Source organism: Streptomyces sp. NPDC091282, assembly GCF_044757385.1.
GTDB lineage: Bacteria > Actinomycetota > Actinomycetes > Streptomycetales > Streptomycetaceae > Streptomyces > Streptomyces gramineus.
In genome coordinates this window covers 317,790-332,477 of sequence record NZ_JBIVUX010000008.1, presented here as the reverse complement: position 1 = coordinate 332,477, position 14,688 = coordinate 317,790, and the positions used below count along the sequence as shown (strand labels likewise).

The following is a 14,688-nucleotide window of genomic DNA, read 5'->3' as shown; positions in this document are numbered from 1 at the left end:
CCCGGCTAAAGGACATCCCAGCGTCAGCCCAACTTCTTCAAGTGACGCTTGACGTCAATTCCACGATCGGGTGACACTGATGTTGCTTTTGACGATCCTCGATACGTCAGTGCAAAAAATGGAGAGCTAATGTCTTTGGAACAGCCCGCCCTCCCGTTATCGCGAAGCGCCACCGAGGTATCACAGAACGAGTTACCCGCCGTTCTCGACGGGTTCGATCTCAGCGACCAGGACCGGTTCGGCGACGGTTTCCCGCACGAGGTCTTCGCCCGGCTCCGCCGGGAGGCACCGATCCTGCTCCACCCGCCGGGCCGCACCCGCGACGGCGAGAACTTCTGGGTCCTGTCCCGTTACGCCGACGTGGTCGAGGCCGCGGCCCACCCGCTGCTGTCCTCCCAGGGCGGCGGCGACCGCGAGGGCGGTGGCACCCACCTCGACGACCTGCCCGCCGGCACCTACTCCGGCGCGATGCTGAACATGATGGACGACCCCCGGCACCGGTTGCTGCGCGACCTGGTCAGCCCCTCGGTCACCGGTCCGGTCCTGGAGGCGCTCGCCCCGACCATCACCGAACGCGCCGAGACGATCGTCGACGAGGTCGTCGAACGGGGCTCCTGCGACTTCCAGAACGACGTGGCCGGACGCTACTCGGTCGAGGTCATGGCCGCGCTGATGGGCATACCCCGCGCGGACTGGCCGCAGTTCGTGGACTGGACCGAGGTCGTGATGGGCTACGAGGACCGCGAGTCCGGCGAGGCCTCCTCCCGCAGCCAGGCCTCCCTGCTGGCCATGTACCAGTACGGCGTCAAGCTGATCGCGGAGAAGCGCGCCGAACCGTCCCAGGACTTCCTGTCCGTGATCGCCGCCGGCGACCTCCCGGAGGGACAGGGCGAGGCGCCGCTGCGCGACTACGAGCGCGAGGTCTTCGTCAACCTGCTGACCCTGGCCGGCAGCGAACCCACCCGCAACGTGATCGCCGTAGGCCTGCACGCCCTGGCCGAACGGCCCGACCAGTGGCAGGCGCTGCGCGCCGACCGCGCCCTGCTGGACGGCGCGGTCGAGGAGATGATGCGCTGGTCCACGCCGACGCCGTACAACCGGCGCACCGCCACCGAGGACTTCACCTTCAACGGCGTGCAGTTCCGCCGCGGCGACAAGGTGACCCTGTGGTGGTCCTCGGCCAACCGGGACGAGACCGTCTTCGAGGACGCCATGTCCTTCGACGTGCGCCGCAACCCCAACCCGCACGTGGCGTTCGGCATGGGGCCGCACAGCTGCCTCGCCGTCGACCTCGCCCGCATCGAACTGCGCACGCTGTTCGGCGCGCTGCTCGACCGGGTCGCCGAGGTACGGCTGACCGGTCCGGTGCCCTGGGCCAACAACAGCAAGCACACGGTGGCCCTCAGAGTCCCCGTGGAGTTCGTCCGCGCCTGAGCGGACCCGCGTCCCGCCGCGCCCGGCGGACGCCCGCACCCCGGCCGCGCCGTGCCGCGGCCCAGGGGGCGACGGTCACGACGAAGTGACCGCGGCAGCCTGAAGCGGACCGGTGCCGTCACCGGTCCGCGCCCCGCCCGCGATCCGATCGGCCCGGTACCGCCCGGCCGGGTCCGCGGCATGCCCGCCGGACGAACGCGCCGCGGGCACCCGCCGGCGGGTCCGGGACCGCCCCGACCAGAGGCCGCCGCGGCCTGCCCGTGGCACAGCGCGACCCCGCACGTCCGGAACACCAGGTGCCGGACGGATCAGACGTGTCCTCCGTGCGAGGACGTGGAGGAGGAGTCCGGCGTGGGTAACCGAGTGGGCAACGCCGCCGACCAGGAACCGGTCGCGGTCGTCGGCCTGGCGTGCCGGCTGCCGGGGGCGGCGAACCCCGCCGCGTTCTGGCGGCTGCTGCGCGACGGACGCGACGCCCTGGCCGAACCCGGCCCGCTGCGCTGCCACCCGGACGGCCCGGCGGTACCCGTGCTGCCCTCCGGCGAACCGGTACGGGCCGGCTTCCTCGACCAGGTCGACTCCTTCGACGCCGCCTTCTTCGGCGTCTCCCCGGGCGAGGCCGCCGTGCTCGACCCGCAGCAGCGGCTGGTCCTCGAACTGGCCTGGGAGGCCTTCGAGGACGCCGGGATCGTCCCGGGCGACACCGGACTGCCGGGCGACGCCGGACTGCCGGGCGGCACCGGCGTGTACGTCGGCGCCACCTACGACGACTACGCGGCCCTGCGCGGCGCCCGGCTCAGCCCGCACTCGGCCACCGGACGCAACCGCGCGATGATCGCCAACCGGGTCTCCTACGCCCTGCGGCTGCGCGGCCCCAGCCTGGTCGTGGACGGCGCCCAGTCCTCCGCGCTGCTCGCCGTCCACCTCGCCTGCCGGGCGCTGGCGGCCGGGGAGTGCACGACGGCACTGGCCGGCGGCGTCAACCTGAACATCTCCCAGGACGGCTACGACCTCACCCAGGCGCTCGGCGCGATCTCACCGTCGGGTCGCTGCCACACCTTCGACGAACGGGCCGACGGGTTCGTACGCGGCGAGGGCGGCGCCGTCCTCGTCCTCAAACCGCTGTCGGCGGCACTGGCCGACGGCGACACCGTGCACGCCGTGATCCGGGGCAGCGCCGTCAACAACGACGGCGGCGGCGACTCGCTGACCGCACCGCGCCAGGAGGCCCAGGAGGACGTGCTGCGCCTGGCCTGCGCGGCGGCCGGCATCGCACCGGCCGACCTGGACTACGTCGAACTGCACGGCACCGGGACGCCGTTGGGCGACCCCGTGGAGGCAGCGGCCCTCGGCACGGTGGCCGGGACCGGACGGCGGCCGCAACGGCCGCTGCTGGTCGGCTCGGTGAAGACCAACATCGGGCACCTAGAGGGCGCGGCCGGTGTCGCCGGGCTGCTCAAGACGGTGCTGTGCCTCTCGCACCGGGAACTGGTGCCCAGCGTCGACTTCCGCACCCCCAACCCGCGGATCCCGCTCACCGAACTCGGCCTGCGCGTGGTCACCGAGACCGGCCCATGGCCCGCCGCGGCCCGTCCGCTGCTCGCCGGGGTCAGCTCGTTCGGCATGGGCGGCGCCAACTGCCACGTGGTGCTCACCGAGCCGCCCGCCCCCGCCCCGGCAGCACAGCGCCCCGCCGCCGCGCCCGAGGGCCCCGTCCTCCTGCCGCTGACCGCCCGCACCCCGGCGGCCCTGTCCGAACTGGCCGGCCTGCTCGCCGAGTCGGCGGCGTCCCCCGCGGACCTCGCCTACTCGCTGGCCACCACCCGCAGCCCGCTGGAACGACGGGCGGTCCTGGTCGCGGAGTCCGCCGAGGAGGTGCCCGGTCTCCTGACGGCACTGGCCACGGACACGGCCAGCGCCCGGGTGGTGCGCGGCACGGCCGTCGAGGGACGGACCGTGTTCCTCTTCGCCGGACAGGGCAACCAACGGACCGGCATGGGCCGGGAGATCTACCGGCGCCACCCCGCGTACGCGGCCGCCGTGGACGCCGTCGCCGCGGAACTGCGCCCGCACCTGGACCGGCCCCTGCTCGACGTGCTCTTCGCCGACCCGGGCTCGGCGGACGCGGCCCTGCTCGACGAACCCGCCTACACCCAGCCCGCGTTGTTCGCCGTCCAGGTCGGCCTCTACCGGCTCGTGGAGAGCTGGGGCATCACCCCGGACGCCGTGCTCGGCCACTCCTTCGGCGAACTCGCCGCCCTGCACGTCGCCGGAGCGATGTCACTGTCCGACGCCTGCGCCCTTGTCGCCGCCCGCGGCCGGCTCATGCAGGACATCCCGCCCGGCGGGGCGATGATCCTCGTCGAGGCCTCCGAGACGGAACTGCTGCCGGACGTCGGGGCGAGCGGCGGACGGGTGTCGGTCGCGGCCCTCAACAGCCCCACCGCCACCGTGCTGTCCGGGGACGCGGACGCCACCGCGGAGATCGCCGGCCGCTGGTCCGCGCGGGGCCGGCGCACCCGCCGGATCCAGGTCACGATGGCCAGCCACTCGCCGCACGTCGACGGCATCCTCGACGGGATGCGCGCCGCCGCGGCACGCATCGCGTGGCGGACCCCTGACCTGCCGGTCATCTCCTCCCTCACCGGCGCCGCACTGGACGTCACCGGCCTCGACTGGCCGGAGTTCTGGGCCCGGCACACCCGCGGCACGGTACGGTTCGCCGACGCCGTCGCCACCGCCTGCGCGGAAGGCGCCCGCACCTTCCTGGAGCTGGGCCCCGACGGGACCCTGAGCGCCATGGGCCCGGGCAGCGCACCCGAGGACGTGGCCTTCGTCTCCGCGATGGCCGGCGCCGAACGCCCCGACCTGCGGTCCCTGCACACCGCCGTGGCCCGCGTGCACACCCGCGGCGTCCCCGTCGACTGGACCCGCTTCCACGACGGCTCGGGCGCCCGCCGGGTCCCGCTGCCCACCTACCCCTTCCAGCGGCGGCGGCACTGGCTCACCGGAGTGACCGCCACCGGCGGCGCGACCCCCGCCGCACCCGCCGTCACCGCCGCACCGGAGACCACCACGGCGTCCCGGCCGGCCTCGGGGCTCGCCGCACGGCCCGCGGCCGAACGCGAACAGGCGGTGCGGGCCCTGGTGCGCGCCGAGGTGGCGGCTGCTCTGGAACTGGACTCCGCCGAGGGGCTCGACATGCGGCGCCCCTTCAAGGACCTGGGCTTCGGCTCGCTGATGACGGTCGAGCTGGGGCAGCGCCTCGCCGAGGTGACCGGCGTACGGCTGACCGCCACCGCCGTGCTCGACCACCCCACCCCCGCGCGGATCGCCGCGCACCTGGCCGCCGCACTGGCCGCGGGGACGGCACCGGACGCCGTGCCCGCGCCACCGCCCGCCGCGCCCGCCGCCGACGCCGACGCCGACGAGATCGCGATCGTCGGGATGGCCTGCCGGTTCCCCGGCGGCGTCGGCTCGCCCGAGGACCTGTGGGACCTGGTGGCCTCCGGCACCGACGCGATCGGCGGCTTCCCCGCCGACCGCGGCTGGGACCTGGAAGGACTCTTCGACGCCGACCCGGACCGGCCGGGCCGCAGCTACGCGCGCACCGGCGGATTCCTGCACGACGCCGCCGAGTTCGACGCGGACCTGTTCGGCATCTCGCCGCGCGAGGCGCTCGCCATGGACCCGCAGCAGCGGCTGCTCCTCGAGACCGCCTGGGAGTCCCTGGAGCGGGCCGGGATCGACCCGCTGTCCCTGCGGGACAGCGCGACCGGCGTGTTCTCCGGGGTCATGGCACAGGACTACGGCCCCCGGATGCACGAGGGCGCCGACGGCCTCGACGGCTACGTGCTGACCGGCACCACCGCCAGCGTCGCCTCCGGCCGCGTCGCCTACAGCCTCGGGCTGCGCGGGCCCGCGGTCACCGTGGACACCGCGTGCTCCTCCTCGCTGGTCGCGGTCCACCTGGCGGTGCAGGCGCTGCGCTCGGGGGAGTGCTCGCTGGCCCTGGCCGGCGGGGCGACGGTGATGCCGACACCGGGCATCTTCGTGGAGTTCTCCCGCCAGCGCGGCCTCGCCCCGGACGGGCGGTGCAAGTCGTTCGCGGCCGCCGCCGACGGCACCGGCTGGGCCGAGGGCGCCGGCCAGCTGGTCCTGGAACGCCTCTCCGACGCCCGCCGCAACGGCCACCGGGTGCTCGCGGTCCTGCGCGGTACGGCGGTCAACCAGGACGGCGCCTCCAACGGCCTCACCGCCCCCAACGGGCCCGCACAGGAAGGCGTGATCCGCACCGCGCTGGCCAACGCCGGACTGACCGGCACGGACGTGGACCTGGTGGAGGCACACGGCACCGGCACCACCCTGGGCGACCCCGTCGAGGCCCACGCGCTGCTCGCCACCTACGGCCGCGACCGCGCGGGCGACCCGCTGTGGCTGGGCTCGCTGAAGTCCAACATCGGGCACACCCAGGCCGCCGCCGGAGTCGCCGGCGTGATCAAGGTCGTACAGGCGCTGCGCCACGGAGTGCTGCCGCGCACCCTGCACGTGGACGAACCCTCGCCCTACGTCGACTGGGCCTCCGGCGAGGTGCGGCTGCTGACGGAGGAGCGGCCCTGGCCGGAGCACCGCAGGCCGCGCCGGGCCGGGGTCTCCTCGTTCGGGATCAGCGGCACCAACGCCCACGTCATCGTGGAACAGGCCCCCGAGGCACCGCCGACGGCCCCCGCGGCGGAGCCCGGCCCGGCGCCGCGGGCCACACCGGTGCCGGTCGTGGTGTCCGGGCGGACCGCGACCGCGCTGCGGGCACAGGCGGCACGCCTGGCCGCCCACCTGGACGGCGAGCCGCGGACCGCTCTCACGGACGTCGCGCGCGCCGCGGCCACCACCCGGGCCGGACTGCCGCACCGCGCCGTCTACGCCGCCACCGACCGCACGGACCTGGTACGCGGACTGCGCGCCCTCGCCGCCGACCAGGAGACGCCCGGCCTGGTGCGCGGGACCGCCGACGTCGACGGCCGCACGGTGTTCGTGTTCCCGGGTCAGGGTGCGCAGTGGGCGGGGATGGCGGTGGAACTGCTGGATGCGTCGCCGGTGTTCGCGGAGCGGATGGCCGAATGCGCCGCTGCGCTGGACGAGTTCGTGGAGTGGTCGCTGTTGGGTGTGGTGCGGAGGGAGGCGGATCAGCCGGGGTTGGACCGGGTGGATGTGGTGCAGCCGGTGTCGTTCGCGGTGATGGTGTCGTTGGCCGCGTTGTGGCGGTCGTTCGGTGTAGAGCCGGACGCGGTGGTGGGGCATTCGCAGGGGGAGATCGCGGCCGCCTGCGTGGCCGGAGCCCTGTCCCTGCGCGACGCCGCGAAGGTGAGCGCCCTGCGCAGCGCCGCACTCGGCGCGCTGTCCGGCGCCGGAGGGATGATGTCGGTGGCGCTGCCCGCCGCCGATGTGGAACCACGCCTCACGCGCTGGGCCGGGCGCCTCTCGGTCGCCGCCGTCAACGGCCCGTCGTCGGTGGTGCTCTCCGGGGAACCCGCGGCCCTGCGCGAACTGGAGGCCGAACTCACCGCCGAAGGCGCCCGCGCCCGGCTGGTCGCGGTCGACTACGCCTCGCACTCCGCGCAGGTGGAACGCATCCGCACCGAACTCCTCGACCGGCTCGCCGGACTGGAACCGCGCGACGCCGACATCCCCTTCCACTCCACCGTGACCGGCGAACGGCTCGACACCACGGCCCTGGACGCCGAGTACTGGTACCGGAACCTGCGCCAGACCGTCCACTTCGAGGCGACGATCCGCGAACTGGACCGTACCGGGCACCGCGTGTTCATCGAGACCAGCCCGCACCCGATCCTCACCACGGCCGTCCAGGACACCGTGGAGGCGGCCGGCAGCACCGCCGTCGTCGTCGGATCGCTCCGCCGCGACCAGGGCGGCCCGGCCCGGTTCCTCCAGTCGCTGGCCGAGGCGCAGGTGCGCGGGGTCCCCGTCGACTGGACCCCCGCCTTCGGCACCCCAGGACCGCGCGCCGATCTGCCCACCTACGCCTTCCAGCGGCGGCGCTACTGGCTGCCCACTCCGGCGACCGGTACGGACCCCGCCGGACTCGGACTGGACGCCACCTCCCACCCGCTGCTGGGCGCCGCCGCACCGGTGGCCTCCACCGGTGAACTGCTGCTGACCGGCGAACTGTCCCGGCAGCGGCAGCCGTGGCTGGCCGACCACACCGTCCTCGGCACCGCCGTCCTGCCCGGCACCGCGTTCGTCGAGATGGCCGTACGCGCCGGCGACGAGGCGGGCTGCGGGGAACTGGCGGAGCTGACCGTGCACGCGCCGCTCACGCTGCCCGAACGAGGCGGCGTACGCGTGCAGGTGGTGCTCGGCGCGCCCGCCGAGGACGGCGGCCGAGCCGTGGACGTGTACTCCCGGCCGGGCGACGGAGCCGCGTGGACGCACCACGCCGCCGGCCGCCTCGCGACGACGCGGACGGCGCCCCCGGTGACCGGCGACTGGCCACCGGCGGGCGCCACCCCGGTCGACCTCGCCGACCGCTATCCGGCACTGGCCCGGCTCGGCTACGGCTACGGACCGGTCTTCCAGGGACTGCGCCGGCTGTGGCGGCACGGCGACGACCTGTTCGCCGAAGTCGCCCTGCCCGAACCGGCGTCGGCCGACGCGGCGGCCTACGGTCTGCACCCGGCCCTCATGGACGCGGCACTGCACCCGGCCGTCCGGACCGACGACGCGGCCGGCCTCCGGCTGCCGTTCGCCTTCACCGGGGTCCGGCTGTACCGCTCCGGTGCCGCCACGGCACGGGTACGGCTGCGACCGGCGGGCGACGGAGCCGTGTCCCTCACCGTGACCGACGCCGAGAACCACCCGGTCGCGGTGGTCGACTCGCTGGCGTTCCGGCCGGTCGGCCCCGAGCAGCTCGCCGCCGGCCGCCGCGATCATCTGTACCGCACCGACTGGGTCCCGCAGGCGTCCCCGGAACAGGCCGGGACCTGGGCCTGGCTGCCGGACCTGGAACCGGACGGACCGGTACCCGCGGCCGTCGGTGCCCGCGTCACCGGCGTGGGCGACGCACTGACCGTGGCACAACGCTGGCTGGCCGAGGAGCGGTTCGCCGGGTCGAAGCTGGTGCTGCTCACCCGCGGTGCGGTCGCCACCGGCCCGGACCAGCCCGCCGATCCCGACGCGGCGGCGGTGTGGGGCCTGGTGCGCAGCGCGCAGACCGAGAACCCGGACCGATTCGTCCTGGCCGACACGGACGGGCGGCCCGCCTCCGAGGCACTGCTGTCCCGGCTGGCGGCGACCGGCGAGGATCAGGTCGCGCTGCGCGAGGGCCGGTTGCTCGTACCGCGGCTGTCGCGGGTCACCGAGGCGGCCGCCACCGCCCCCTGGCGGGCCGACGACGTCGTGCTGGTCACCGGCGCGAGCGGCACCCTCGGCGCGCTGGTCGCGCGCCACCTCGTGACACGGCACGGCGTGCGGACCCTGGTACTGGCCTCACGGCGCGGCGCGGACGCCCCTGGCATGGCCGAACTGGACGCCGAGCTGCGGGAGTCGGGTGCCGACGTGACGACGGTGGCGTGCGACGTGGCCGACCGGGACGCGGTGGCCGCGCTGCTGGCCGCGCATCCGGTGACGGCGGTGGTGCACGCCGCCGGAGTCCTCGACGACGGCGTCCTGGCCGCCCTCACCCCCGAGCGGGTGCGCGAGGTGTCCCGGGCGAAGACGGACGGCGCACGCCACCTGGCCGAGCTGACCGGACCGGACCTCAGGACGTTCGTGCTGTTCTCGTCCGTGGCCGGGACGCTGGGCAACGCCGGGCAGGCCGCCTACGCGGCGGCCAACGCCGCACTGGACGGCCTGGCCGCGCACCGCGGGGCCGCCGGACTTCCGGCGACCTCGGTGGCCTGGGGGCTGTGGGCCGAGGGCAGCGGCATGACCGAGGGCATGGCCGGCACGGACCGCGCCCGGCTGGCCCGCGCCGGTGTCCTCCCGCTGGACTCCGCCACCGCCCTGGACCTGCTGGACACGGCCGTCGCACTGGGCGATCCGGTCCTGGTCGCCGCACGCCTGGACCCGGCGGCGATGCGCGAACGGGCGGCCGAGGGCACCCTGTCGCCGGTCCTGCGCGCCCTGGTGCCGGTGGTGCGCCGCGCCGCCGCCACGGAGGGCGGCACGGACGACGCCGACGCGCTGCGGCGCCGCCTCACCGGCGGCGAGCCGCTCCGGGTCCTGCAGGACCTGGTGCTCACCCAGGCCGCGCTGGTCCTCGGCCACGCCGACCCCGCCGGGCTGTCACCGGACCGGCCGTTCAAGGATTTCGGCTTCGACTCGCTGACCGCGGTGGAACTGCGCAACCGGCTGGGCCGGGCGACCGGGACACGGCTGCCCGCGACCGTCGTCTTCGACCATCCCACTCCCGCCGCACTCGCCGCACACCTGCGCGGCGAAGTCCTCGCGGACACCGAGGCCGTGAGCGTCCCGGCCGCCGTCACCCCCGTGCCGGCCGCGGACGAGCCGATCGCGATCGTCGGCATGGCCTGCCGCTTCCCCGGCGGGGTCGCCTCCCCCGAGGACCTGTGGAACCTGGTCGCCGAAGGCACCGACGCCGTCGGCGGGTTCCCCACCGACCGCGGCTGGGACCTCACCGGCCTCTACGACCCCGACCCGGACCACCCGGGCACCAGCTACACCCGGCACGGCGGCTTCCTGCACGAGGCCGGCCGCTTCGACGCGGGCCTGTTCGGGATCTCGCCGCGCGAGGCCCTGGCCATGGACCCCCAGCAGCGGCTGTTGCTGGAGACCGCCTGGGAGGCGCTGGAGCGCGCCGGGATCGACCCGTCCTCGGTACGCGGCAGCCAGACCGGCGTGTTCACCGGCGTGATGTACCACGACTACGCCAGCACGCTGCGCGAACTCCCCGACGGCGTCGAGGGGCATCTGCTCACCGGCACCGCCGGAAGCGTCGCCTCCGGCCGGGTCGCCTACACGCTCGGCCTCCAGGGGCCCGCCGTCACCGTCGACACCGCGTGCTCCTCCTCCCTGGTGGCGATGCACCTCGCCGCCCAGGCGCTGCGCTCCGGCGAATGCTCGCTGGCCCTGGCCGGAGGGGTGACCGTGATGGCCGAACCGACCACGTTCACCGCGTTCTCCCGGCAGCGCGGTCTCGCCGCCGACGGCCGCTGCAAGCCCTACGCCGGTGCCGCCGACGGCACCGGCTGGTCCGAGGGCGTCGGCCTGCTGCTGCTCGAACCGCTCTCCGCCGCCCGCCGCAACGGACACACCGTGCTGGCCGTGCTGCGCGGCTCGGCCGTCAACCAGGACGGCGCCTCCAACGGCCTGACCGCTCCCAACGGCCCCTCGCAGGAACGGGTGATCCGCACCGCGCTCGCCGCCGCCGGCGTCGCCGCCCAGGACGTCGACGCCGTCGAGGGCCACGGCACCGGGACGCCGCTCGGCGACCCGATCGAGGCGCAGGCACTGCTGGCCACCTACGGCCGGGACCGGGACGGCGAACCGCTGTGGCTCGGGTCCGTCAAGTCCAACATCGGGCACGCGCAGGCAGCCGCCGGAGTGGCCGGCGTGATCAAGATGGTGCAGGCCATCCGGCACGGCGTACTGCCCCGCACCCTGCACGTCGACGAGCCCTCCCCGCACGTGGACTGGGCCTCCGGTGAGGTACGGCTGCTGACGGAACCCCGCCCGTGGCCGGAGCACGGCCGTCCCCGCCGGGCCGGCGTGTCCTCGTTCGGCATCAGCGGCACCAACGCCCACGTCGTCATCGAACAGGCCGAACCGGAGGCGTCCGCCGCCGCACGGCCGGATCCCGGCCGGGCGGACGGGACGGCCGAGGCCGGGTCGGACACGTCGACCGGTGCCGGGCGGGACGCCTCCGACGGCATCGGCCCGGACACGTCCGCCGTCGGCCCGGACACGTCCGTCGCCGGTCCGGACACATCCGTCGCCGTCGGGCCGGACGTCGAGACGTGGCTGGTGCCGGTCGCCGTGTCCGGGCAGACCGAGGAGGCCCTGCGCGCACAGGCCGCACGGCTCCTCGCGCACCTCGACGCCCACCCGGGCGACCGGGTACGGGACATCGGCTGGTCCAGCGTGGCCGGCCGGGCCGCGCTGGAGCACCGCGCGGTCGTCCTGGCCGCCGACCCGGAGGGGCTGCGCGAACGGCTCGGTGCGCTGGCCGACGGCCGGGACGTCCCCGGCGTGGTGCGCGGCACCGCCGCCGACGCGGCCCGGCGGGTGGCGTTCGTCTTCCCCGGACAGGGCGCCCAGTGGCCCGGCATGGCGCTGGAACTGCTCGACTCCGCACCGGTGTTCGCCGCCAGGCTGGCCGAGTGCGCCGCCGCGATCGAACCGTACGTCGACTGGTCGTTGCTGGACGTGCTGCGCGGCCTGCCGGACGCTCCGCCCCTGGAGCGCGTGGACGTGGTGCAGCCGGTCACCTTCGCCGTCAACGTGTCACTGGCCGCGCTGTGGCGCTCGTACGGCGTGGAACCGGAGGCCGTGATCGGGCACTCGCAGGGCGAGATCGCCGCCGCCTGCGTGGCCGGGGCCCTCTCGCTGGCCGACGCCGCCGCCGTGGTCTGCCTGCGCAGCCGCGCGCTGACCGCCCTGTCCGGCAAGGGCGGCATGATGTCGGTGGCGCTGCCCGCCGACGAGGTGCGGGCCCTGTTCACCGACGACCGGCTCGGCGTCGCCGCGGTCAACAGCCCCACCTCCACCGTCGTCTCCGGCGACCCGGACGCCCTGGAGGAACTGCGGGCCGCCTGCGAGGAGCGCGGGGTGCGGGCCCGTCGTATCGCCGTGGACTATGCCTCGCACTCCACCCACGTCACCGCTGTCAAGGACGGCCTGGCCGGGCTGCTCGCCGGGATCGGACCGCGGGCGGCACGCACCGAGCTGTACTCCACGGTCACCGGGGACCGCCTGGACACCCGTGAACTCACCGGCGCGTACTGGTACACCAACCTGCGCAGCACCGTCCGGTTCGCGGACGCGGTCCGCAGCGCGCTGGACGCCGGGATCGGCACCTTCATCGAGATCAGCCCGCATCCCGTGGTCGCGCCCGGCGTGCAGGAGACGGTGGACGCCGCCGGCGCGCGAGCCGCCGTCCTCGCCACCCTGCGCCGCGACGACGGCGGCTGGCCGCGCTTCGCCCAGTCGCTGGCCGAGGCACAGGTGCGCGGAGCCGGAGTGCGGCTCGCCGAGGTGTTCGAGGGCAGCGGCGCCCGCCGCGTGGACCTGCCCACCTACGCCTTCCAGCACCGCTGGTACTGGCTGGCCGAACAGACCGGCCCCCGGTCCGACACCTGGCGCTACCGCGTCGAATGGCGCCCCGCGGACCCGCCGGAGCACACCGGGACGGACGGCGAGTGGCTGGCGCTGGTGCCCGCCTCGGGCGCCGACCCGGACCGCCTGAAGACGCTCACCGGCGGCCTGCCGGTGCGCACCCTCGCCGTCGACACCGAGCACGCCGATCGCGCCGGCCTCGCCGACCGGCTGCGCCGCACACTGGCCGAACACCCCCCGCGGGGTGTGCTCTCGCTGCTGGCAGCCGACCGCCGCCCGCATCCCGACCACCCGGTGGTGCCCGCCGGAGCGGCCGCCACCCTGGCACTGATCCAGGCGCTCGGCGATCTGGACGCGGCCGTCCCCCTGTGGCTGGTGACGTCCGGCGCGGTGAGCACCGGCCCCACCGACCCGCTGCGCGAACCGGGCGCGGCGCAGGTGTGGGGCCTGGGCCGGGTGGCGATGCTCGAACACCCGGCGTTCTGGGGCGGCCTCCTCGACCTGCCCGCCGACCTCGACGACACCGTGCTGGAACAGGTGCGCGCGGTGCTGGCGGGCGGCTTCGGCGACGAGGACCAACTCGCGGTGCGCGGAACCGGCACGCTGCTACGACGGCTGGTGCGCGCCCCGCTCGGCGGCGGCGCGGCCGGCGACTGGCGGGCCCGGGACACCGCGCTCGTCACCGGCGGCACCGGCGCGCTCGGCCCGGAGATCGCCCGCTGGCTCGCCGCACAGGGCGTCCGCCACGTCGTGCTGGCCAGCCGCAGCGGCCCGGACGCCGAGGGAATCACCGAACTGACAGCAGAACTCGACGGTTTGGGCGTACGACTGACCGCGCGATCCTGCGACATCGGCGACCGGTCCGCCGTCGCCGGCCTCCTCACCGGCCTGCGCGAACAGGGCGAGGTGGTCCGCACGGTCGTGCACGCCGCCGCGCTGATGCGGCTGGCGGCCCTGCCCGACACCGACCTCGCCGAGTACGCCGACGTCCTCACCGCCAAGGTCCAGGGAGCCCGCCACCTCATCGAACTCCTCGACCCGGCCGAACTGGACGCCCTGGTCCTCTACTCCTCCATCGCCGGCGTGTGGGGCAGCGGTGACCACGGCGCCTACGCCGCCGCCAACGCAGAACTCGACGCACTCGCCGAACACGCCCGCGCCGCCGGTCTGCCGGTCACCTCGGTGGCCTGGGGCGTCTGGGACGGCGCCCGCTTCCCCGACGGCGTAGACGCCGACCAACTGCGCCGCCAGGGACTGCCGTTGATCGCACCCGGACCCGCCCTCGACGCCCTGCGCACCGTCCTGGAACGCGCCGAGAGCGGACTGTCCGTCGCCGACGTCGACTGGGCCAGGTTCATGCCGCTGTTCGCCTCGGCCCGCAGCAGGCCCCTGTTCACCGACATCCCCGAGGCCCGGCGCGTGCTGGACGCCCGGTCCGAACCGCAATCGACGGCGACCGGCTCACCGTGGGCCCAACGGCTGGCCGGACTCTCGGACTCCGAACGCCGCAGCACCCTGCTCCGGCTGGTCCGCGAACAGGCGGCTGTCGTACTGGGCCACTCCGGCCCGGCGGCGATCGGCGCCGACCACGCCTTCCGCGACCTGGGCTACGACTCCCTGACCGGGATCGAACTCCGCAACCGGCTCGGCGAGGCGACCGGCCTGACACTGCCGGCCACCCTCGTCTTCGACCAGCCCACCCCGGCCGCCGTCGCCGACCACCTCCGCACCCTGCTCGCGCCCCCCGAACCACCCGTCCTCACCGAACTGGACCGGCTCGCCGAGCGGCTGTCCCGTAAGGATGCCGACGACGACCGAGACGCCATCGAACTGCGACTGCGGGCCATGCTCGCCCTGTTCAGCCGCGACGAGGAGGACTTCGACCCGATGTCGAACGAGGAGATGTACGACCTCATCGACCGCGAACTCGGCGCGAACTGAAAG

Annotated in this window: 2 protein-coding genes; both read left to right on the top strand. The window is 75.2% G+C overall.

Annotation, left to right across the window (positions count from 1 at the left end; all coding sequences use genetic code 11):
• The first annotated feature begins 129 nt into the window (after window positions 1-129).
• Window positions 130-1,434 carry a cytochrome P450 gene (locus ACIQOE_RS33145; RefSeq protein WP_362177572.1) on the top strand — a complete coding sequence of 435 codons (1,305 nt, stop codon included), beginning with the start codon at window positions 130-132 and terminating at the stop codon, window positions 1,432-1,434.
• A 351-nt stretch (window positions 1,435-1,785) separates the two neighbouring features.
• Window positions 1,786-14,685 (top strand): SDR family NAD(P)-dependent oxidoreductase, encoded by a 12,900-nt coding sequence (locus tag ACIQOE_RS33140; RefSeq protein WP_401415397.1) that lies wholly within the window; start codon window positions 1,786-1,788, stop codon window positions 14,683-14,685.
• Window positions 14,686-14,688: the final 3 nt, after the last annotated feature.